Genomic DNA, 20,384 nt, shown 5'->3' on the forward strand with positions numbered 1-20,384 from the left:
CTGTCACTCCGAAGGAGTCCATGGACTTTAGAAAAGAGAATTCTCTGGAGGCGGAGGCCATTGCATTATTCTGGCATTTAAGAATTCCCATTTAGGGTTAAACTCATTTATCAGATTCTCTTTTAATTCCCTTCGCCAATTTTTAATTTCTTTTTCTGCTTCAATCGCTTTTTCAGCGGAATCGAACTTCTGATAGTAGAGGATTTTATAACAATAATTCTTACCTGCAAAGCTCTTTCTTGTTCCTCGATTCAGATAATGCTCAGTTATTCTTCGCTCCAAATCATTTGTCATTCCAGTATATAAGACTGTTTTCTTGGGTTGGTGGTAATATAGACGAAGTAATTTGACATGTGTTTATTATGTAAAACCTAAAGACCCCAATCTACTGAGTCATTCCGGAAGAGTCAATGGAATTAAAAAGTTGTGCTAATTGCTCATGGATGCCTTCGGCATGACGTCATGAAAAAAGGAACTCCTGGTCTCACTCCACATGCCCCAACAACCCCTTCACCAACAGCAGCTGCGCCGCGCAGTAGGTAGACATGATAAACACCCCTGCATACGGAATAGCCGTATGAAACGAATTAACCGCCAGGATGGAGTCTGACAACACGAACAAGATACTGCCGTATAGTGCTAGCTGATAGCTCTCCTGTGAAGTGTTCCCCTCACGCAACCGTGCCATGATCGCCATGGTCATGATCACCAGGCCGTACACCACGATCGGGATGGTAAAATCACCGGCAGGGAGCAGGAAGTAGAACAAAGCCAATCCGTAAAGAATGAATGGAAACACCCGATAAAGGTTCAACGGAGGTTTTTGATACGTTGATTTCCTGAGCACCACCACATAAATGATTTGTGCGATGAGAAACAATCCGATCCCCGCCATGAAATACGTCTCGTTTGCCTGATACATCAGCACCACATCTCCCAGCCAGGAAAACAGCAACGCTCCGCTAAGCAGCAAAATTCGTAAGGTCGTCTTCCCAATGCTGGACCGATAGACATAAAACATGAGCAGCGGCATCAACAGCGGCTTGGTGAACTGATCCAGTTCTTCCGAGGGGATCGCTTTCGCGATGACATTCGCTGCAGATACGGCAATATAGATCCAGAAAACAAGGTTGGTCATGGTGCAATTATAATCAGTAAACCGATTACTCGAAGTAGTCACAGCGTCAAAACATTATCAATTGATAATAAAATTCAAATATAATGTTTTGGTTAATTTGAGTTGCATGAAATATTCTTTTGATGTGGATAATTTGTGGATAAGTAATTATAAAAAAGTATAAACCGGTATTGCTTATGAAAATACATGGGAATATGATTGCAAGTCATTAGTCACCTTAAATCACCTTATCATGCCAGTCATCAAGTATTTTGACCGACTAAAGCGAATGGATGATCTCATTCGCAGGAGAGCGACGGGTTCTCCTGAACAGTTTGCAACAAAAATGGGAATGGATAGAAGCACTTTGATGCGTTATCTATCAGAGCTGAGAGAGCTAGATGCTCCCATCTATTTTGATCCAATTAAACAGTCCTATTATTACGAAGAAGAGGTCTGTCTGGAACTAGGCTTCAAAAGAATTTCCAAGAATGTAATGGCCCGAAAAGTAGGAGGAAGTTTTTTGAAAGAAATTTACCCAGTCTCAAAATATGCGACTAAGCCGCTTCAGGTTTGTAGCATGTTTAACTTTTAAATTCTAAAAATCATGAAAGAATTAAGTTTAGAGAAAATGGAAAATGTTGAAGGCGGTGGATGCACCGTTGGTGAAGGAGCAGCTGTTGTTGCCTCAGCTGTTGGAGTAGGTCTAGCTATTGCATTTCCACCTGCTGGTTTTGCTCTTATTTTTGCAACTGGCCTTTCGGCGGGGTTTAGTTTAGGAGCATCATTAGCAGAATGTACCAGTTAATTAAGAAAATGGAATTGTTATGAGTAAACAAGGGTTAAAGCGGCTTTTGATGGCTGAATCAGTTGTTGTTGGAGTTTGTTTGTTTCTTATAGTAAACGAACTTATTACGATTAATAATTCCAGCAATGAACAATCATTATCATCTTATTCATTTATTGTATCTCCCATGCTCACAATTGTTGTGATGCTTATTCTCATTAGAGATGCTTTTTTGAAATTGAAACGATCTAGATGAATTTTGAAGAAGCTGTTCCGAGATGCAGCTTCTTCATTTTAGACAATTATGAAGAAATTGTATATCTACCTTTTGCTAATACTATTAGCATCTATTTCAGTGTATGTTTTCCAACAAATTGTTGTTACAGATACACTTTTAAGTGATCATCTTAGTCAACAACTCTCTTTTAATCGAATTGAGCAACTCCTGGAGTTTCGTGATAAATGGTCATGGGTAAACTATGCCATTCTGCCCATCATTTACCTTCTCAAATTCACGTTCATCTCGCTCTGGATACTTAGCGGCATCATATTGTTCGGATACAAAACCTCTTTCAAAAAAATATTTCAGGTGGTATTGGTGGCGGAGTTTGTTTGGATCGTTCCATCGCTGCTAACTATCATCTGGTTTGGTCTTATAGATACAGACTACACTCTCGTAGATGTACAATACTTCCAGCCATTGTCACTCATGAATTTCTTTGATGGAGAGTTGGTGGAGTCCTGGCTGGTGTTCCCGTTGAAAGCGTTAAACCTGTTTGAGGTTGCTTATATGTTGGTGCTGGCAATAGGCATCAAGAAAGTCATTAATCGGGATTACAATACTTCCCTTGGGTTTGTGGTGCCGGTGTACGGGTTAGGCCTGGTCACCTGGATTGTATTTATCACTTTCCTTTCTATTAACCTTTCTGCATAAGTGTTATGAACAAAAAAAGAATTATTGTAATCGTTGGTATCGTGGTTTTTGGTCTACTGGGATGGATGGGCTATTCCAGTGTCTCATCCCTAAGAGAGAAGGAGGAAAAGGAGGAGGTTGCCGAAGAACTATCATCTTTGTTTTTAAGCCTTGGTATAGATGCAGCCGCTCCGACAGGGGTTTCCCTACTCATGTATTTCAATAGTGAGTGCGAGCACTGTCAGTGGGAAGTAGAAAAGCTCAGCGAAAATATGGATCAATTTGCTGATGTCAACTTAGCTATGGTGTCATTAGAGCCGACAGATAGTGCTTATCAGTTTTTAAAGAATCATTCGCTTGAACAGTATTTCATAGAAACCAATCCGGAAAATATCATGAAGACGTTTAGTGGAGGTGTTCCCCAGATTTTCATATATGAGGGGAATAAGCTTAAAAAAAAATTCAAAGGAGAAGTGAAGATAGAGGTACTGTTAAAGGCTATTAAATTGAAATAGATGCTGAACCAAGTTCAGCATGACCTTACTATTTTAAGTAACCCTGAACTTGTTTCAGGGTCTACACCCTAATATGAAACCAAACCTCAAAACTTTAAAATCTCAATTCGTTCACCAGCATGGTCAATCCGATTGTGGAGTGGCATGCCTTGCTTCTATCATCAATTATCATGGTGGAGAAAGAACCCTTGACGAAATCCGTCAGCTAAGTGGGACCACAAAAACCGGAACTTCATTACTTGGGCTCTATCAGGGAGCTAAATCCTTAGGTTTTGATGCCGCGGGCCTGGAAGCTGATGGAGTAGATAACCTCAAAGAGCTTGACAGTCCAGCCATTTTGCATGTGATCCTGGAAAATCGATTGCAACACTATGTGGTGTATCATGGATTTGAAGGTGACCAATTAATCATTGGTGATCCCGGAAGAGGAGTTGAGCTTTGGTCTAAGAAGAAACTGAATGAAGTCTGGCAATCCAAATCATTGCTCAAGCTTGAACCGAACGAACAATTTCAAAAAGTAAAGAGCAAGAGAAGTCGCTATCAAAATCTGATTGATTGGGTTAAAGAGGATACCAATATTTTGTTGGCGTCTCTTTTTCTGGGAATACTAATTGCCATTTTTTCGCTCGCCACTGCGGTGTTCTCCCAAAAGCTGATAGATGTAATCCTGCCAACACAGGATATGACGAAGCTGATTGTAGGGTTGGTGCTATTTGCGTTTGTCCTTTTGGCCAAGAATGGATTGGGTTTCGTTCGGTCTACATTTTTGATCACGCAAAGTAAGGACTTTAACAACCGGATGATCAGTTCATTTTTTAAGTCGCTTCTCAATCTGCCGAAATCTTTTTTTGATTCGAAAAAGACGGGTGAGATGATCGCTCGTATGAATGACACCCGAAGAATTCAATCGACCATCAGCAACCTGGCAGGCAATCTTTTGATTGAATTTCTGGTCATCGTTACCTCACTGGTAGGAGTTTTTGTCTATGCATGGCAGGTAGGACTTATCGTGGCAGTATTTATTCCGGTTTATGTACTGATCTTATGGCGACTGAATAAGCCGATTATTAATGCGCAAAAGGACGTGATGGGCGCATATGCGATGAATGAAAGTAATTATGTAGACGTGATTAATGGCATCTCAGAAGTAAAGAGTACCGGAAGCATGGGCTTGTTTCATAAAACCACTACGTTGTTATACGACGCATTTCAGGATCAAATTTTCAAACTTGGAAAAATTCAGATCCGCTTCAGTGTACTAACTGAATTAGCGGGTATTGTCCTTTTGATCAGCGTGATTTCTTATTCCTCAGCTCTGGTGCTGCAGGAGGCGATGCTCCTTGGAACGATGATGGCTATCTTGTCATTATCCGGTTCCATTGGTCCGTCGCTGGCACGCATTGCCATCTTCAATATTCAAATGCAAGAGGCTAAAGTAGCTTTCAATCGAATGGAAGAGTTTACAGGTCTCGAAATGGAATCAACCAACGGAGAGAAGTTGAACACGATCGATAAGATTTCTTTTGAGAGAATGACCTTTCATTATCCGGGTTCATTGGGACTGTTAAAGGAAATTGATCTTACCATCAAAAAAGGAAAGCTATACTCTTTATTGGGAGAGAGCGGATCAGGTAAGAGCACCATTCTTCAAATCATGCAGCGGTTTTACGACCCAGTTGAAGGAGTAGTAAGAGTTAATGAGACGAAATTAAACGAAGTGGATATTGACTCATACCGAACCAAAGTAGGGGTAGTTCCTCAAGACATTAAGATTTTCAATAACTACTTGCTATTCAATATCTGTTTATCGGAAAATGAATCCGATTATGAAAAAGTAATTCCATGGTGCAAGGAAATGGGTTTTGATAAATTCTTCGAGAAACTTCCTAATGGATACATGACGCTGCTTGGAGAAGAAGGTGCCAACATTTCCGGTGGTCAAAAACAATTGGTGGGGTTGGCCAGAGCACTTTATAAAAACCCTGATATCCTATTGATTGATGAGGGAACGGCTGCTATGGATCGGGAGACAGAAAAATTCGTTATGAGTTTGCTTCAAGCACTCAAACAAGATAAGGGCATTCTGATGGTAACCCATCGAGTACAAACAGCAATGGAGTCTGATGAAGTTTACTTGTTGGAAGGCGGAAAGATTATCGATTCTGGAGAGCCATTGGATTTGGTTGAGAAAGAGAATTTTTTGAGTAAGTATTACCAGGAATTAGTAAAGCCAGTCGCTTAATTTCTTACTCTGGAGAGTTCTGTTACATGATAGTCCTTATAGTATGATAGTGCTTTATAATGCACTATTGCTTCCCGACAACCCCTATCATTTCATATGCGACACTAAAAGTGCTTTTTGAAGCACTTTTTTGTATAATTTCATTCTTTTCCCTTATTTTTGACTACAAAAGAGCATCATAATGCACTTAGAAGAACTGGTTATCGCATTGAAAAAGCGTAGGGAGGTACTTGGAGTCACACAGGAGCGGCTTGCAGAGCTATCCGGGGTAGGTCTGCGCACGTTGAAGGCATTGGAAAGTAAAAAGAGCAACCCAACACTGGAAACGCTGGCTAAACTGGCAGATGTGCTGGGCATGGAACTGAAGCTGGAGGTAAAAAAACCTGAATTGTAGTCATGAGACGGGCACAGGTACTATGGAATGGTCAACCGGCAGGCATACTTACTCAGGTAGGCCCATCAAATTATGAGTTTGAGTATTCGCAAGCCTGGCTGGCAGATAGTAGCAAGCCCGCCATTAGTCTTACACTTCCAAAGCGTGAGAAGAAATACCAGGCCGATCATTTGTTTCCGTTCTTTTTTAATATGCTTTCTGAAGGAGTAAATAGAAAGCTGCAAAGCAGAATGCTCCGAATTGATACAGAAGACCATTTCGGGTTGTTACTAGCCACCAGCTCAAATGATAGCATCGGCGCAGTAAGTGTGGTCCCACTAAATGGCGAAGGAGAATGAGTATGCCGGAGATAAAATACTGCCCGGGAACATTAGCTGAAGGCTTTGATGCATACAGTCAAGCCTGTCTCAGAAGGCTCTTTAATGGTAAAAAAGTAAGCCATATTTTGCCCTACTATCCTCCTGAGTTAAGTGAAGAAGATGCTGAGAAGTTTATGGATAACCGGAAGCGCATATCCATCTCCGGTGTGCAGGAAAAAGTCTCATTGATTTTGGAAAAGAACAAACTACGCCTGACAGAAGAGGGGGAGCAAGGAACCTATATTTTAAAACCCATACCGAGGGATTTGAAAAAAGTAGGACAGGTCCCGGCCAATGAACACTTAACCATGCAAATCGCGAGGCAGGTGTATGGCATCAATACGGCAGAAAATGGGTTGATTTTTTTTAAGGATGGATCTCCTGCTTATATCACTAAGCGATTCGACGTGAAAGACAAAAATTCCAAATGGGGAAAGGAAGACTTTGCTTCGCTGGCGGGCAAAACAAGTGAAAACTTCGGGGCGAATTTCAAATACGAATACAGCTATGAAGAAATGGCCCAATTGATTCGAAAATATGTGCCGGCAGCAGTCATAGAGATGGAAAAATTCTTCTCGCTGGTGGTGTTTAATTACTTATTCTCGAATGGTGATGCACATTTGAAAAACTTTTCATTATTACAAACGACCAGTGGTGATCATATTCTGAGTCCTGCTTACGACCTGATTAATACGCGTATCCATGTGGATGACACGGATTTTGCACTGAGCGAAGGATTATTCATCGATGACTTCATGTCAGACCATATGAAAGTCAATGGTATGGTGGGTTCAGCGGATTTCGTTGAGTTTGCCAAGCGAATTGGCATTGGTAAAAGGCGGATTGAACCTTTGCTGGCTCCCTTTGTAAAAAAACAGGCATTTGTGGAAGAGCTTATTGATCGATCATTCCTGAATGAGCCTACCAGGAAAGTTTATTTGCAGCATTATCAAGACAAGAGAAATCAACTGAGTCTTTAAGCGCTACAGGTATTAACTCTCTCCGTTTTTAATTACCTTCATTCAGTAAAACGATAAACAACCAGAACCATGAAAATCTCACTCATTGCCCTCCTTCTATCCTTCAGTATGTTCCCTGCCAAGCTGCCTGAGCTCAATGCCAGGGTCATTGATTATGTGAATAAAAACATGGGCAAAAAAGTGGATCGTGGGGAGTGCTGGGACCTGGCGGCCGGTGCTTTGGCGTATGCCGATGCGTACTTCGATAGAAGTTCCATAAAGACCGCTACGATCTACGGAAAAGAGCTGAACCCTGAAAAAGATGAAATCTTACCGGGTGACCTGATCCAGTTTAAAAAAGTGAAGATGAAATGGCAGGACGGAAACAAGATCTATGAATCGTCGCTGGGTATGCCGGACCACACCGCCATCGTGTACAAGGTGAATGGTAAAGGAGACTATGAAATAGCCCACCAAAATACTGCCGAGTTTGGAAAGAAAGTAGGCGTAAACAATTTCCGCCTGGACAGAGTGACCAAAGGCAAAATGTACTTCTATCGGCCAGTGGCTACTAAGGAGGAAATGTAAGTCTCCCTGGGGCCCTCAAAAAGGAAAAACTTTTTAGTTATCAATATAAAGTTCGCGCTGGCCTCCTCGCTGCTTACCATTCTCAAACAACACTATACTTTTCTTAATCTTTGGGATTTGGATAATTAGGTAAGGACGATTATCAAAGTCTGATGTATCACTGTCTATGGTTTCGTAGGCAACAATAAGTTCATTATCATTTTGAGCGATTTTCGTCAGTTTGATTGAGTCAGCTCCTCTAGTTCGTTCTCCCAGAAAAATTTCAATTAGCATCTTCTTTTTATAAAGTGATTTGTCATCAAGGTTGTTAGCTTGTCTGAATTCTTCTGATAGAGATTCTAAGTTGAAATATTTGTTGAAACAAACCATTGCTACATCATTGAGAGGCGACTTGTTACCTTGGGCAATGATTGAATACTCTACGTTTTCTAAGTCATCCTGAGCTATTAGATCGCTAGAATTAATAAGCAGTAGTGTGGAGATTGTTAATAAAACTCGGGTTGCTCTCATATGAATTTTTTAAAAAGATACTTGAACTCAAATATGCTATATATCTGCTTAGGTATTTTGGAATCCATCATGAATTTAATTTAGCAGTTTGAATGTCAATAGATCACTGCATCGCAGTGAAAGGGACAAAATCACGTGTTGGGGTGTGGGTCGGCTGGATTGATTTTATCCCGTAGTAGAACGAAAGCCTCTTTGCTTCTTTCTTGGCAATGAAGAAAGAAGGGCCTCCCCGGTCTGAGGGGGATAAAAGAAAAAATACACGCCAATCCATTGGATCAACGTGCATACAAAACTTCATTTAGCTAGGCTCCACTACACCCACTACTTCCAGGTACTGCTCCTGCCCCTCCAGCGCAATCCGAGTGATAGCGATGAAGTCCGACATCCAGTCCTCGAGTGCATCCAGCGCTTCATCCCGCTCTTCGGTGGCTTGCTGCGCTTCGCCCATTTCTTTTAGCTGCTTGTGATAGTTGGCAGCCACTTCCTCTGCTTTGGCTTTACCTTCAGTCAGTGCTTCGGTGGTGATGTTGAATCGGGCCAATGCATCCTGTACAGATTGTGTGTTGAGTGCGTTGGTGTAAAACGCATTCACCTGCTTCAAAAATCCGGAAAGCGTCTCTTTCCTTCGGCCACCCATCTGCATGCTTTCTTCTGCACCCCGATCTCCACGCAGTGCGATGCGGGCGATCTTCAGGTGCCGCATGTATAGCGCCTTCAGTTCGGCACGGGATACATGCAGTGCGTCGGTCGCCTGAAACTGTTCCCCATATTCCTTCTTCTGCTTTTCGTTCAGGTCGTTGGCCGTAGTGTAAAGCGCCATGCCCTCATCCAGCTTGGCACTATCATAGCCAAACAGCGCCAGGCTGGCGTTTACAGGGGTCACATTTTTGGCATTTTCCAATGCCGTTTTCGCGAATAACAATTTTCCATCAATAGTTTCCTGGTTCATTTTTTTAAATGTTTAAGAATTGAACATGATTAAAAGCTGGTCGAATGTCTTTGCCGGACGGTCGGATACGATTTTCCCCCGGTAGAATGTCATTTTCTTATGGTCGGATATGGTTACCCTGCGGTCGAATGTGTTTCCCCTGAGGTGGAATGTGATTTTCTTATGGTAGGGGATGGTTCCCCGATGGTCGGATATGATTTTCTTGTGGTTGTGAGTGTTTTCCTGCCGGTAGGATACGATTTTCCTGTGGTCATGGGTGATTAGTAGTTAGGTGATTGCATTAAGTGAAATAAAACAAAGCGCCTAAACTATGGAAAACGGTAGGAATGTGCAAGGGGTGGAGTGGGAATGTGAGACACGCATTTCAAACGCGCGTCAGCTGAGGGAGTGAATTTTATTTATCTCTTTTTGTTATTGCTTCCTGTTTATCTTTTGGAAGCTGTGCGTATATGCCACTAACTTTCTTGGGGAGGGCAATCATATATTCAACTATAATATTGGTTAGTTCAAAAAGTTTCCCAACTGTCTCTGGATTATCTGTGTCGATTTGACCAGGATGTACTGCATCATTTCCAGTGACTCTCACAATATCTAATGATTGTTGGACTATTTCAGGAAGACCTTTCTTGACTAGATTAGAGATATCATTATTAATATTTTTCCCTGATTCTCCGAGCTCTTTACATAAGACTTGAATTCCCAAACGAAGTAATGCTGCCGCTCCCCTTGGGGATTTATGGTGTATTGCTGTCGCCTCTCTATAAAGCTTGAGAACTGCTTGTGGCATTTCTGTATTAGGAAATGGTGCCGAACCAATTTCAGGAAAAATCATAACCTTATCTACCCATAAAGTGTGATCGCCACAATGTTGACAAGTGCCTACTCTTATTGGATTATTACCTCGATTTCCTTTGTCCCAGCTTATGCTCCACCAATCTTGTTTGGCAATTGCACCACAGTTAGGGCATGTAAAAGACTTAGAATATACTTGGGGTTCTATATGGTTCATGGTATTAATCTTAATTTCATTCGGTTTGCTTCATTTGAGACTTAAGTTTTGCGAGCCCCTCTTGACCTGCCAAACTTCCAGTAATTCGCCTTATTGCAGTGACGGGGTAAATATTGTTTGGGCCTTTAAAATCCCACAATTCAACCAAGCCTCGTTCCTCAAGTGAATTAATTAGGTCATAACTAGATCTATAATCATATCCTTGAGAGCCTAGGTAGCTAGTGACGAAATGTTTGAGGCTAACAAAGTTATCTCTATTCCGAGCTGCCCATTTTTCGGATTCTTCTAGTTTTTTAAGTAATTCATCTTCAGTTATTACATCATAAATTGCATAAGTGTGGGTAATACTTTCTTTGATTAAATCTTTTTCATCCAAACTAAAGGACACATTATCTACTTTGTCATTAGCTTCTTCAATAATATCAACTAATTCACTAGTAAGCTTTTCAGCCCTATCCAAATCGAGTGCTGTGAACAAATTATTGTGAGCAACCTTATGTCGTATTTTTTCAAGTTCTTCCCATTTTTGTTGAAAGGACTTATCCTTAAAAGTGTCTTTAAAGAACTTAGTGTAATTACTCTCGAGTTCTTTTTTGAGATTGGTTATTGCTTCTGAAGTTTCATCTAATTCTAGGACTCTAGTCACAATATCATCACGACTAATAAATCCTGAGGACTGTGAATGTGCAATTTTTCCTAATTCATTAAAATCTATAAGGTATGCTTTATTGTCTATATATTCTGAGAAGACAGTTTCGTTGTTTTTCCTCTGAACAACTTTTTTTTTCATTTCGGAATCTGCAGTTACATTCCACCAGCTCACACCTAATTTTGTTACAAAGAACTTTATTAAATACTTTCTTAGAAGATTCTCTACTCTATTTACTTTCGGGTAAATTTCGCAGGAAATCTTAGATGATATTTCGTCCGATAATATATAGATATGGTCGTAGTTCTGTCTTTTAAGGTGTGAAATCAGTTTCAGTCGAAATATTTCAAGCGGTTCAAAATCACCTTTTAATTTGAGTAGAAAAGTATTTTTTACACTTAAATCATTTTCTTCCTCTCTACTAAGTTGACTAATAGCAAGAGTAATATTCTGCGAGTCATCAACAATACTGTTTTCTCTCCTTTTTGGCTCAATCCATAACTCACCGTTTGCCATCAAGGAGTAAACAAGATTTCGTTCATTTTTAATGACTGATCCTTCTGAAGAGTCTAAACAGAGTATTTCAAAGATGTATCTAGTTTTCATGGTGATGATATTGTTATTATAGATCTTAACTGAGCGTAAGCATGCAGATGAATAGTATCAAAATTGATTTAATCAAATATATCCATTTTTATACTAGCTACTGGTTCGGGGTTTTCGTAAGGCTTTTGAATAGATGCCTGTCTAGTCCCACTGTCTAGTCCTCGTCTGTGACGAGGATTCCTAAATCACTGAGTTTTCAACGAGGAGAAGCGGAACCTTAGAGGGTTCTAAACCCACTTGATATTGTATTTCTTGAGTTCTGAATCCAATGTTTGTAAGGAAATCTTATCTATTAGCTGCGTATCAAATTTGAGCTTTTTACCAGCTGTCTGAATGATATACTCACCTGCAAATCGCCTAATTTGGGTCTCTTCGGATAGTAGGATGGATGAGGAGTTGAGGAAGTCGTGAACGCACAAATAGTCATCTTTTATGGTGACGTATGGTTTAAAAAAACGATATCCAAATAGTGTGACATTCATGGTGCCGATCATCAGCCATCCGTAGAAAGTCCAATCTCCTGGATTAGAATTAAGGACTTGGAAAACAGTCAATACAATCCATACTGAAGCGATGATCAAGTAAAATTTTAATCGTTTTTTATGGTATTGAAAATGCATATCGGTGATTGCTGTCTTCAAATTTAATATCTATTACAGTTGGGGTGAATCATTTCCCCTTAAAAAGCAGATACACAAACGCCAGAAAAGCCAAACTACCACAGCCTGCAAACACCACAGGGAAGTTGTCTGGATTTCCGTTGTAGATCTGTCCGGCCAGCATAGCTCCCATTCCTATGCCTATTTCCAGAGCCATGAAAAGGGTGGAGAATCCCCGTCCACGAAATTTGTCAGGCGCAAGGTCGGCAGCCCATGCAAACAATGCAGGAGAAGACAGTCCATAGCCTGCACCGAAAATGAGTGCTCCGGTAAACAGATGAAATGCTGATGCTGAGAATCCGATGTAAACAGATCCGCTACCCACTATCAGCATGGCGGCTATTAGCACTTTTCTTCGTCCGAACTCATCGGAAAGTCGCCCCCCCACTACACGGGAAATGAGAGATGTAACGGTAAAGTAGGAGAAAAAGAGCCCTTTGTTTTCAATCCCAAGCGAGACACTTAAGTCAGGTGCTAGTGTGAGTGCTGCGCCAAACGAGAATGTCACCAGCATCATCACGACTGATGGCACGATTACAGTCGGTTCGTAGATATCCGATCGTTTGATCATGAGCAATTGCCTCGAAAAGCGGTGCTTATTTTCCACGGTCTCTTTCATGCCGGCAATCACGATTACCGACAATAAAGCGACAGCTGCACTGCTGTAAAACAGCACATTGATATCATAATGAATGGCGATCACTCCACCCACGTAATTGCCAATCCCCATTCCGGTCATACCAAAGAAGCTCAGAATGCCCATTCCTTCACCTCGCCTGTTTATCGGGACGATATCCGCCACGTACGCTGCTGTACCTGTGGGCTTAAACCCCGTAGAAAAACCATGTAAAAACCGGATGAACAAGAAAGCATAAATGTTCAGGAAGAATGGATAAAATAGTGATACCACTGCTGTGACTGCCGCTCCAAACACCATCACCGGGATCCGGCCCCATGTGTCCGTGAGCTTTCCACTGAATGGTCTCGAAATAAGTGCTGTTAGCGTGAAAAAGGTGATGTGCAGCCCAATGTAATCCTCCCCGCCAAACGTCCGCATAAAATCCGGAAGCTCGGGGAGCACCATGTTGAATGAGCCAAAAAACAGGAAAGAACTTAAGGACAGTAGCCAAAAGTTCAGCGAGTATTTTTTCATTTGTTAGTTGTGCAGCAATCTCATTTTTTTTAAAAAGTCATTCTGAATTTATTTCAGAATCTATTGAGTTGGATTTTCTTACCCTCAAATAGATCCTGAAACAAGTTCAGGATGACAAATCAATCCTTGAGAAGCCTTTTTAAAAAATTGAATACATCTCACTAAGGAACCTACTCCTCATGAAGCAAATAAGCCTTGATATAATCATTCAAATCCCCATCAAGCACGTTTTGCACATCCGTTCGCTCATAGCCGGTTCTGGCGTCTTTAATGAGTTTGTAGGGGTGCAACACATAATTTCGAATTTGTGATCCAAAATCGATGGCTTTTTTTCCTGCTTCTATCTGATCTCTTGCTTTGTTGCGCTTTTCAATCTCCATCTGGTAGAGCTGTGACTTCAGCATCTGCATGGCGCGCTCCCGGTTGGCAAGCTGAGAACGCTCCACCTGGCAAACTACCACAATTCCGGTAGGCTTATGTGTCAGCTGTACTTTGGTTTCCACCTTATTGACGTTCTGCCCTCCGGCACCACCGGATCTGGAGGTATGCAATTCTACATCTGAGGGGTTGATGTCAATCTCAATCGAGTCATCTGCTACCGGGTACACATACACGGACGCAAAGGAGGTATGTCTTCTTCCGCCACTATCGAAAGGTGAGATCCGCACCAATCGATGCACGCCGTTTTCAGATTTGAGGTAGCCATAGGCCATCGGCCCATCAAACTCGAGTGTGACGGATTTTACGCCGGCCACATCACCGGCCTGGTAGTCCACTTCTTTTACTTTGTATCCGTTTGCCTCACCCCACATGATGTACATCCGCATGAGAATGCCGGCCCAGTCGTTGCTTTCCGTGCCTCCTGCACCCGGCGTGATCTGCAGCATCGCTGAAAGCTGGTCTTCTTCTTCACTGAGCATTTTTTTCAGCTCCAGGTCTTCCAGCATTTTCATGGCTGATTCATAGGCTTCAGCCACTTCTTCATCCGATGCTTCACCTTCCTGGTTAAATTCATGGAGGGTTTCCACATCCCCAAGTGCGGTTTCTACTTCTTCGTAGCTTTCGGTCCAGCCTTTCAACAGCTGGATTTTTTTCATGGTTTTTTCCGCTTCGTCAGGATTATTCCAGAAGTCGGGTTGGGCGGTAACAAGCTCTAGTTCTTCGAGGTTTTTCTTTCGACCATCATAGTCAAAGGTACCCCCTCAAGGCATTAACACGAGCCTTTAAATCTTTCAATTCTTCGTTTGTCATGGAATGTTAAAATTGAAGTGGCGAAGATAATAAGACATTAACTAGAACCATGAGCTATTTTTTTGTTCATTTTTGATGGACCAAAAACGAACCAAAAAGTCCTTGTCAAAATCAATCCAGCTTACCCACATCCCTACACGTGATTTTGACATTTCGCCGTTTCGGCGATTGGTTAGATCATGCTAGTCAACCTCTCTAATCGAAGTTTCGTCTGTTGTATGGCCTTAAATCATGAGTGTAAAAAAATTGAATCAAGTAAAGAATAGAATTCAAAACCACTGTTTGAGTCCCGAATACCATCGGGACGAGTTTGGTTTTGAGTGCAAAATCAATTCAATTTTTTAGCGAAGGATTTATAGCCTTGATTTTTTGCTTCGTTTTTCATCAAGAAAAAATGAAGGAAAGACGAATCACCCAATCTTCTTGATCCAGCCGTACTTATCTTCTTCCGTACCCATTTTGATGCCGGTCAGAGCATCCAGGAGTCGGTTGGAGATTTTTCTGGTTTCGATTGGAGGAAGTGTATAGTCTGTACCTTCATAGCCGATCACGGCAATGTGGGAAACGGTAGCGGCTGTTCCGATACCGAATGCTTCAGTCAGTGTTCCCTTCTCAATTGCTTCCACCACCTCAGTCACGGTGATTGGTCGCTCTTCCACATTCAGTCCCCAGTCTCTGGCCAGTATCAAAGCACTTTCTCGTGTGATACCCGGTAGGATAGAATCAGAAGTTGGAGGAGTGATCAGGGTGTCGTTGATCACAAACATGATGTTCATGGTACCTGACTCCTCAATGAATTCGTGGTTTTTTCCGTCGGTCCATACCAGCTGGTGGTACCCCTGTGCTTGTGCTTGCTTGGCAGGGTAAAGAGATGCAGCGTAGTTGCCTGCTGTTTTTGCAGATCCTACACCTCCTTTGGATGCACGGGTAAAATGTTTTTCGATTTTTACTTTCACAGGCTCAGAGTAATAGCCGCCTACAGGTCCGGTCAATACGATGAATTTGTATGTTTCGGATGGACGCACCCCGATGAATGGATCATCTGCGAACTGGAAAGGACGGATATAAAGTGAAGTTCCTGGTTTGCCAGGCACCCATTTTTTATCCAATGAAACCAATGCTTCAATGGATTCCATGAAAAGTTCTTCGGGTACCGGAGGCATACACATGCGCTCGGCACTTTTGATCATCCGTCGGGCATTGGCTTCCGGACGGAAAATCAGGATATCTCCATTTTCACTTTTATGAGCTTTTAGTCCCTCGAAAATGCTCTGCGCATAATGAAGGGTGGCGTTCGCCGGGCTGATAGAAAGGTTTTGATAAGGAGTAATTCTAAGGTCTGTCCACTGACCATTTTTATAATCAGCCACAAACATGTGGTCGGAAAAGGTCTTGCCGAATGCCAGGTTGTCGAAATCGATTTCGGATAGTTTGGAATGAGTAGTTTCGGTGATTTGAATGTCCAACGTATCAGTCATTTTCTTGCGTCTTTGGGTTGAAATGGGGTTTATTTCAATCCGCCCCGGGTGCCCAGGGTACTTCCTTCACACCCAATATGTGGCCGATTGCGCGCGCAAAGATGAACAAATAATCAGACAATCTATTCATGAACTGTAATATTGGCTCATCAACTGGCTCGTGATTAGCTAACGAAATGATGCTTCGTTCGGTTCTGCGGCACACCGTTCTGCAGATGTGAGCCAGGGAAACAGCGGGGTGTCCACCGGGTAAAATAAAGTTCTTCAACGGCGGTACTTCACCATCAAACTTGTCGATCCAAACTTCCAGTTGCTGTACCTCGGTTTGTGTAATCTTGGGTAGCTCAAATCCTTTAAATCCAGCTTCAGTCGCCAAAAGGCTACCAATTGAAAAAAGATGCTCCTGGATCCAATAAAGTTGTTGTTTCAATCGATTCTCAACCCCATCATGATCTTTCAGGTGTCCAATGAAAGCATTCAGTTCATCTACATTTCCATACGCTTCGATGCGAAGATCCGCTTTGGAAACTTTTTTTCCTCCTAATAATGAAGTTTGTCCTTTGTCACCGGTTTTCGTGTAGAGTTTGGCACTCATGCGGGCACTCTTGAAGTTCTCACATTTTTGTTTAACTCATCGGATTCAATCAGCCCATCGCGCAATCGTACAATTCGGTGCGAATATTCGGCAATGTCTTCTTCGTGCGTTACCATGATAATGGTGTTGCCTTTGTCATGCAACTCTTGGAAGAGATCCATGATGTCATAGGAAGTTTTAGAATCAAGGTTACCCGTTGGTTCATCTGCCAGGATGATGGATGGGTCATTTACCAGGGCTCGAGCGATCGCCACCCTTTGGCGCTGACCTCCGGAAAGTTCGTTTGGTTTATGGTATGCTCGGTCTTCAAGCCCAACACCTGCAAGAGAGGCGAGTGCTTTTTCTTCTCTTTCTGAAGCGTTATATCCAGCATAAACCAATGGAAGTGCTACATTCTCCAATGCTGATGCCCGAGGCAATAAATTAAATGTTTGGAATACGAATCCAATTTCTTTGTTTCTGATTTCAGCAAGCTCATTTTCCGTCAAGTCACTTACATCATGATTATTCAAAATGTAGGTGCCATCTGTAGGTGTATCCAGACATCCAATGATATTCATTAACGTGGATTTCCCTGATCCGGAAGGACCCATGAAGGAAACATATTCTCCCTTATCGATATTGATGGTGATGGATTTCAGGGCCATGATGATCTCACTGCCCATGACATATTTTTTGGAAATCTCTGAAGTGGAAATGATACTGCTCATACTTTTCTTTATGTTCGGCTAAAGTAAAAAATTATGCATTGGCCTTAACTAGACACTACACGTTTTTTAGATAGCTTTGGTTCGAATAATGTTACACACTATGTTGACAATATTTTTAAGTCTTTTGTTTTCCCCACAACTTTCTGGCTGGGAATTGTTATCGTCCGTCGAGATAGAGATGGGGTACGATGACTTTATGGGGGCCGAAATTGAACAACCTAAATTTTCTGAGCAACTAAAATTACGGGAAGGGAAGGAGCTGACCCTTGAAGGGTTTATAATCCCCCTTCAGCAGGAGAGCGATCAGGACTATTTTGTGCTTTCGCGTTTCCCTTATCAAAATTGTTTTTTCTGTGGTGCTGCAGGCCCAGAGACGGTTGTTGAGGTCTATTCCGACCGTCAATTCAGGTATACGGATGAACGTGTGCGGGTAACGGGAACCCTTCGACTCAATGATGATAATCCACTCCACCTTTTTTATATTCTCGAAAACTGTGAGGTTACGAAATTGGATTGATTATTTTTATAGAATGAACTGGCAAGAAAGAATAGAGTCAAAAAAGGATATCCTATCAGGTAAACCAGTGATAAAAGGTACGCGCTTATCTGTGGCGTTTATTCTGGAACGTCTGGCTGATGGATGGTCAGAAGCAATGCTTATGGAAAGCTACCCACAACTAAAAAAAGAAGATATCCAAGCCGTATTTGCTTATTTAAATGAGTTTGCCAAAGATGGGCTTATTGCGGAGCTAAGATCATAGTGTGTTAATGAAGTTTCTTGCGGATGAAAACTTTCCTGGTCCAAGTGTTTCAATTCTACGTGAGAACGAACTCGATGTAAAATGGATCTCTGAAATTTCTCCGGGAATTTCTGATGAAGAGGTAATAAACCTTTCCAATAGTGAAGAAAGAACCATTTTAACTCATGATAGTGATTACGGTGAGTTAATTTATAGGGCTGGACACAAGCCAAAATCGGGTGTTATCTACTTTCGTTTGTCTAACTTTAAACCCTCTGATCCAGGTAAGATTTTTCTGGAAATATTAGAGTCTTATAGCTCCTTTAGTGCGAGGTTGGTGGTTATAGATGGTAATTCTATAAGAGAAAGAAAATTTTAATGGATAAAGAAAGTTTCTTTCGGGATGTTTATGAGGTTGCCAAACTGATTCCCAAAGGACGTGTCACCAGCTATGGAGCTATTGCAAAATACCTTGGAGTGGCTCGCTCCGCTCGTGTGGTGGGCTGGGCGATGAATGGCGCTGTAACTGAGCATGACGTGCCAGCTCATCGAGTGGTGAACCGGGTTGGTTTGCTGACAGGCAAAAATCATTTTCAAACTCCAACAAAAATGAAAGATCTGTTGGAGGCTGAGGGGATAAAAGTGAAAAATGATCAGATCATTGATTTTGAAAAGCACTTTTGGGACCCCATGACAGAGTTAGGCCTTTGATTTCCGAATAAGTAATAGTCCTAAAAACATAATCAGTCCATTCAAAATCAAAATTTCAAACCCGAATCTGTATCCTCCCAGGAGTGCCTCTGAGTTGAGATTAATAATGTAGCTCAACAACGGAGATGCGATACTTACAATCGGCACGTACTGGTCTTCCACATCCCATTTAGAAAAAATCCCGAAAGTAAAAAGTCCCAGGAGAGGACCATAGGTATAACCTGCGGCTATGAAAATGGAATTAATGACACTTTCATCATTGATGGCCTGGAAGATAAGGATGACGATAAAAAGAATAAATGAAAAACCCAGGTGAACGACTTTTCTCAGGGTTTTCTTTGCTTCATAATTTTCTTTCCTGAATCCCAGGAAGTCCACGCAGAAAGAAGTTGTTAATGCGGTCAGTGCGGAATCTGCGCTGGAATATGCAGCCGCAGTGATCCCCAGCAGAAAAGTGATCGTTCCTATGGTAGAGAATTCATTGACAGCCAGCATAGGGAAGAGGTTGTCTGACCGTTCCGGCAGTGTGATTCCTCCAATCTCTGCGTACTGATAAAGAAGCACCCCCAGGCTTAAAAAGAGGAAGTTGACAATCACAAGGATGACGCAGAACCAGAATACATTTTTCTGTGCTTCACCAATGTTTTTGCACGTCAGGTTTTTTTGCATCATGTCTTGATCTAAGCCAGTCATTACAATGGCGATAAACGCCCCACTGAAAAATTGTTTAAAGAAATTGCGTCCACTTTGCCAGTCCCAATTGAAGATGGTGGATCGTTCATCCTGGAAAAGGTTAGAGGTAAGCTCTGTCCAGGTCCAGGAAAGTTCGTTTTTAATGAAAAGAATACTCACCACCACGGCCACTAGCATGAAAGTGGTTTGTAAGGTGTCGGTCCAAACGATGGTTTTAATTCCACCCTTAAATGTGTAGAGCCAGATCAGGAGGATAGTGGTCAATACCGACACCCAAAACGGCAAGTCATACGCATCGAAGAAGGCAATTTGTAAAACGCCAGCCACCAGAAATAGCCTGAAACTTGCCCCTATGATCCGGCTGATTAGAAAGAAAAAGGCGCCAGATTTATATGACCAAAAACCAAATCGTTGTTCCAGGTACGTGTAGATGGAAACAAGATTCAGGCGGTAATAGAGAGGTAACAATACTTTGGCAATTACAAGGTACCCAACTAAGTAGCCCAGCACCACCTGGAAATAGTAGAAGTTCGAATTAGACACTTCTCCTGGAACCGAAATAAACGTTACGCCGGAAAGCGAGGCGCCAATCATCCCAAAGGCCACCAGGTACCATTTTGATTCCCGACTGGCGGTATAAAAATCAGTCGGTTTGCCGTTTTTGGAGGTGAGCCACGAGATGCCAATAAGCAAAAGGAAATATCCCAGGACGATGGAGCCAACGAAAATTGGATTCATGGTGTTAGTACTATTAAAAATTGCGATTGCAAATTACACATCAAGTTTGGTTGTGGCGC

The 20,384-nt window shown here is 42.0% G+C and carries 26 protein-coding genes; 13 read left to right on the top strand and 13 right to left on the bottom strand.

Features of this window, described 5'->3' with window-relative positions:
- Nucleotides 1-27: 27 nt before the first annotated feature.
- Nucleotides 28-294 (bottom strand): GIY-YIG nuclease family protein, encoded by a 267-nt coding sequence (locus ACOQON_RS00790; RefSeq protein WP_420577026.1) that lies wholly within the window; start codon nt 292-294, stop codon nt 28-30.
- Nucleotides 295-484: 190 nt separating this feature from the next.
- Complete coding sequence (locus tag ACOQON_RS00795) at nt 485-1,138, bottom strand: lysoplasmalogenase (RefSeq protein WP_420577027.1); 654 nt, start codon at nt 1,136-1,138, stop codon at nt 485-487.
- A gap of 232 nt (nt 1,139-1,370) precedes the next feature.
- Here ACOQON_RS00795 and ACOQON_RS00800 point away from each other — a divergent pair, with 232 nt between their 5' ends.
- The 9 genes from ACOQON_RS00800 (at nt 1,371) to ACOQON_RS00840 (ending at nt 7,874) form a co-directional block, all read left to right on the top strand.
- On the top strand, nt 1,371-1,712 hold the full coding sequence (locus tag ACOQON_RS00800) for a hypothetical protein (protein WP_420577028.1): 342 nt from the start codon (nt 1,371-1,373) through the stop codon (nt 1,710-1,712).
- Nucleotides 1,713-1,724: 12 nt separating this feature from the next.
- Nucleotides 1,725-1,925, top strand: coding sequence for a hypothetical protein (locus tag ACOQON_RS00805; protein WP_420577029.1), 201 nt, complete (start codon nt 1,725-1,727; stop codon nt 1,923-1,925).
- Nucleotides 1,926-2,208: 283 nt separating this feature from the next.
- A complete protein-coding gene (locus ACOQON_RS00810; RefSeq protein ID WP_420577030.1) occupies nt 2,209-2,838 on the top strand; it encodes a hypothetical protein in 630 nt (209 codons plus the stop codon).
- Between the two features lie 5 nt (nt 2,839-2,843).
- On the top strand, nt 2,844-3,332 hold the full coding sequence (locus tag ACOQON_RS00815; protein WP_420577031.1) for a hypothetical protein: 489 nt from the start codon (nt 2,844-2,846) through the stop codon (nt 3,330-3,332).
- Between the two features lie 73 nt (nt 3,333-3,405).
- The gene (locus ACOQON_RS00820) at nt 3,406-5,574 is read left to right on the top strand and encodes a peptidase domain-containing ABC transporter (RefSeq protein ID WP_420577032.1); all 2,169 of its coding nucleotides are present in this window, start codon (nt 3,406-3,408) and stop codon (nt 5,572-5,574) included.
- Between the two features lie 181 nt (nt 5,575-5,755).
- Nucleotides 5,756-5,968 carry a helix-turn-helix domain-containing protein gene (locus tag ACOQON_RS00825; protein ID WP_420577033.1) on the top strand — a complete coding sequence of 71 codons (213 nt, stop codon included), beginning with the start codon at nt 5,756-5,758 and terminating at the stop codon, nt 5,966-5,968.
- Between the two features lie 2 nt (nt 5,969-5,970).
- Entirely contained in the window at nt 5,971-6,306 is a 336-nt protein-coding gene (locus tag ACOQON_RS00830) for a HipA N-terminal domain-containing protein (RefSeq protein WP_420577034.1), read from the top strand.
- On the top strand, nt 6,303-7,307 hold the full coding sequence (locus ACOQON_RS00835) for a type II toxin-antitoxin system HipA family toxin (protein ID WP_420577035.1): 1,005 nt from the start codon (nt 6,303-6,305) through the stop codon (nt 7,305-7,307). Before ACOQON_RS00830 ends, ACOQON_RS00835 begins: the two co-directional genes overlap by 4 nt.
- A gap of 69 nt (nt 7,308-7,376) precedes the next feature.
- Nucleotides 7,377-7,874, top strand: a complete 498-nt coding sequence (locus ACOQON_RS00840) for a CHAP domain-containing protein (protein WP_420577036.1) — start codon at nt 7,377-7,379, stop codon at nt 7,872-7,874.
- Between the two features lie 33 nt (nt 7,875-7,907).
- Here ACOQON_RS00840 and ACOQON_RS00845 read toward each other — a convergent pair whose 3' ends face one another.
- From ACOQON_RS00845 to ACOQON_RS00890, 10 genes are all read right to left on the bottom strand, one after another.
- Entirely contained in the window at nt 7,908-8,384 is a 477-nt protein-coding gene (locus ACOQON_RS00845) for a hypothetical protein (protein WP_420577037.1), read from the bottom strand.
- A gap of 298 nt (nt 8,385-8,682) precedes the next feature.
- On the bottom strand, nt 8,683-9,333 hold the full coding sequence (locus ACOQON_RS00850; RefSeq protein WP_420577038.1) for a hypothetical protein: 651 nt from the start codon (nt 9,331-9,333) through the stop codon (nt 8,683-8,685).
- A 394-nt stretch (nt 9,334-9,727) separates the two neighbouring features.
- Entirely contained in the window at nt 9,728-10,342 is a 615-nt protein-coding gene (locus tag ACOQON_RS00855) for a DUF4145 domain-containing protein (protein WP_420577039.1), read from the bottom strand.
- A 16-nt stretch (nt 10,343-10,358) separates the two neighbouring features.
- Nucleotides 10,359-11,597, bottom strand: coding sequence for a hypothetical protein (locus tag ACOQON_RS00860; protein ID WP_420577040.1), 1,239 nt, complete (start codon nt 11,595-11,597; stop codon nt 10,359-10,361).
- A gap of 227 nt (nt 11,598-11,824) precedes the next feature.
- Nucleotides 11,825-12,238: a hypothetical protein gene (locus tag ACOQON_RS00865; RefSeq protein ID WP_420577041.1), complete on the bottom strand. Its 414-nt coding sequence runs from the start codon at nt 12,236-12,238 to the stop codon at nt 11,825-11,827.
- Nucleotides 12,239-12,266: 28 nt separating this feature from the next.
- Nucleotides 12,267-13,409 (bottom strand): MFS transporter, encoded by a 1,143-nt coding sequence (locus ACOQON_RS00870; protein WP_420577042.1) that lies wholly within the window; start codon nt 13,407-13,409, stop codon nt 12,267-12,269.
- 170 nt (nt 13,410-13,579) lie between these two features.
- Nucleotides 13,580-14,660, bottom strand: a protein-coding gene (prfB, locus tag ACOQON_RS00875; RefSeq protein WP_420577043.1) for a peptide chain release factor 2 whose coding sequence is annotated in 2 segments (ribosomal slippage) — nt 13,580-14,599 and nt 14,601-14,660 — 1,080 coding nt in all. Because the reading frame shifts where the segments join, the coding sequence is not laid out codon by codon here.
- Nucleotides 14,661-15,070: 410 nt separating this feature from the next.
- Nucleotides 15,071-16,138 (bottom strand): branched-chain amino acid aminotransferase, encoded by a 1,068-nt coding sequence (locus ACOQON_RS00880; RefSeq protein ID WP_420577044.1) that lies wholly within the window; start codon nt 16,136-16,138, stop codon nt 15,071-15,073.
- Between the two features lie 34 nt (nt 16,139-16,172).
- Entirely contained in the window at nt 16,173-16,733 is a 561-nt protein-coding gene (locus ACOQON_RS00885; protein WP_420577045.1) for a cob(I)yrinic acid a,c-diamide adenosyltransferase, read from the bottom strand.
- Complete coding sequence (locus tag ACOQON_RS00890; RefSeq protein WP_420577046.1) at nt 16,730-17,443, bottom strand: ABC transporter ATP-binding protein; 714 nt, start codon at nt 17,441-17,443, stop codon at nt 16,730-16,732. The genes ACOQON_RS00885 and ACOQON_RS00890 overlap by 4 nt, the downstream gene beginning before the upstream one ends.
- Nucleotides 17,444-17,543: 100 nt before the next feature.
- On the opposite strand from ACOQON_RS00890, the gene ACOQON_RS00895 reads away from it, so the two are divergent.
- The 4 genes from ACOQON_RS00895 to ACOQON_RS00910 are packed head-to-tail and all read left to right on the top strand — an operon-like array spanning nt 17,544 to nt 18,894.
- Nucleotides 17,544-17,960: a hypothetical protein gene (locus ACOQON_RS00895; protein ID WP_420577047.1), complete on the top strand. Its 417-nt coding sequence runs from the start codon at nt 17,544-17,546 to the stop codon at nt 17,958-17,960.
- A gap of 13 nt (nt 17,961-17,973) precedes the next feature.
- Nucleotides 17,974-18,204, top strand: a complete 231-nt coding sequence (locus ACOQON_RS00900) for a DUF433 domain-containing protein (RefSeq protein WP_420577048.1) — start codon at nt 17,974-17,976, stop codon at nt 18,202-18,204.
- 7 nt (nt 18,205-18,211) lie between these two features.
- The gene (locus ACOQON_RS00905) at nt 18,212-18,562 is read left to right on the top strand and encodes a DUF5615 family PIN-like protein (protein ID WP_420577049.1); all 351 of its coding nucleotides are present in this window, start codon (nt 18,212-18,214) and stop codon (nt 18,560-18,562) included.
- Entirely contained in the window at nt 18,562-18,894 is a 333-nt protein-coding gene (locus ACOQON_RS00910; protein WP_420577050.1) for an MGMT family protein, read from the top strand. Before ACOQON_RS00905 ends, ACOQON_RS00910 begins: the two co-directional genes overlap by 1 nt.
- On the opposite strand, the gene ACOQON_RS00915 is transcribed toward ACOQON_RS00910, so the two are convergent.
- A complete protein-coding gene (locus ACOQON_RS00915; RefSeq protein WP_420577051.1) occupies nt 18,883-20,325 on the bottom strand; it encodes a sodium:solute symporter in 1,443 nt (480 codons plus the stop codon). The two genes, ACOQON_RS00910 and ACOQON_RS00915, sit on opposite strands and share 12 nt — an antisense overlap.
- Between the last annotated feature and the right edge of the window lie 59 nt (nt 20,326-20,384).

The organism is Ekhidna sp. (genome assembly GCF_965221965.1).
Classification (GTDB): Bacteria; Bacteroidota; Bacteroidia; order Cytophagales; family Cyclobacteriaceae; genus Ekhidna.

Coding starts and splice junctions, on each gene's coding strand:
- ACOQON_RS00790 (WP_420577026.1), bottom strand. CDS start 294: ATGACAAATGATTTGGAGCGAAGAATAACTGAGCATTATCTGAATCGA.
- ACOQON_RS00795 (WP_420577027.1), bottom strand. CDS start 1,138: ATGACCAACCTTGTTTTCTGGATCTATATTGCCGTATCTGCAGCGAAT.
- ACOQON_RS00800 (WP_420577028.1), top strand. CDS start 1,371: ATGCCAGTCATCAAGTATTTTGACCGACTAAAGCGAATGGATGATCTC.
- ACOQON_RS00805 (WP_420577029.1), top strand. CDS start 1,725: ATGAAAGAATTAAGTTTAGAGAAAATGGAAAATGTTGAAGGCGGTGGA.
- ACOQON_RS00810 (WP_420577030.1), top strand. CDS start 2,209: ATGAAGAAATTGTATATCTACCTTTTGCTAATACTATTAGCATCTATT.
- ACOQON_RS00815 (WP_420577031.1), top strand. CDS start 2,844: ATGAACAAAAAAAGAATTATTGTAATCGTTGGTATCGTGGTTTTTGGT.
- ACOQON_RS00820 (WP_420577032.1), top strand. CDS start 3,406: ATGAAACCAAACCTCAAAACTTTAAAATCTCAATTCGTTCACCAGCAT.
- ACOQON_RS00825 (WP_420577033.1), top strand. CDS start 5,756: ATGCACTTAGAAGAACTGGTTATCGCATTGAAAAAGCGTAGGGAGGTA.
- ACOQON_RS00830 (WP_420577034.1), top strand. CDS start 5,971: ATGAGACGGGCACAGGTACTATGGAATGGTCAACCGGCAGGCATACTT.
- ACOQON_RS00835 (WP_420577035.1), top strand. CDS start 6,303: ATGAGTATGCCGGAGATAAAATACTGCCCGGGAACATTAGCTGAAGGC.
- ACOQON_RS00840 (WP_420577036.1), top strand. CDS start 7,377: ATGAAAATCTCACTCATTGCCCTCCTTCTATCCTTCAGTATGTTCCCT.
- ACOQON_RS00845 (WP_420577037.1), bottom strand. CDS start 8,384: ATGAGAGCAACCCGAGTTTTATTAACAATCTCCACACTACTGCTTATT.
- ACOQON_RS00850 (WP_420577038.1), bottom strand. CDS start 9,333: ATGAACCAGGAAACTATTGATGGAAAATTGTTATTCGCGAAAACGGCA.
- ACOQON_RS00855 (WP_420577039.1), bottom strand. CDS start 10,342: ATGAACCATATAGAACCCCAAGTATATTCTAAGTCTTTTACATGCCCT.
- ACOQON_RS00860 (WP_420577040.1), bottom strand. CDS start 11,597: ATGAAAACTAGATACATCTTTGAAATACTCTGTTTAGACTCTTCAGAA.
- ACOQON_RS00870 (WP_420577042.1), bottom strand. CDS start 13,409: ATGAAAAAATACTCGCTGAACTTTTGGCTACTGTCCTTAAGTTCTTTC.
- ACOQON_RS00880 (WP_420577044.1), bottom strand. CDS start 16,138: ATGACTGATACGTTGGACATTCAAATCACCGAAACTACTCATTCCAAA.
- ACOQON_RS00885 (WP_420577045.1), bottom strand. CDS start 16,733: ATGAGTGCCAAACTCTACACGAAAACCGGTGACAAAGGACAAACTTCA.
- ACOQON_RS00890 (WP_420577046.1), bottom strand. CDS start 17,443: ATGAGCAGTATCATTTCCACTTCAGAGATTTCCAAAAAATATGTCATG.
- ACOQON_RS00895 (WP_420577047.1), top strand. CDS start 17,544: ATGTTGACAATATTTTTAAGTCTTTTGTTTTCCCCACAACTTTCTGGC.
- ACOQON_RS00900 (WP_420577048.1), top strand. CDS start 17,974: ATGAACTGGCAAGAAAGAATAGAGTCAAAAAAGGATATCCTATCAGGT.
- ACOQON_RS00905 (WP_420577049.1), top strand. CDS start 18,212: ATGAAGTTTCTTGCGGATGAAAACTTTCCTGGTCCAAGTGTTTCAATT.
- ACOQON_RS00910 (WP_420577050.1), top strand. CDS start 18,562: ATGGATAAAGAAAGTTTCTTTCGGGATGTTTATGAGGTTGCCAAACTG.
- ACOQON_RS00915 (WP_420577051.1), bottom strand. CDS start 20,325: ATGAATCCAATTTTCGTTGGCTCCATCGTCCTGGGATATTTCCTTTTG.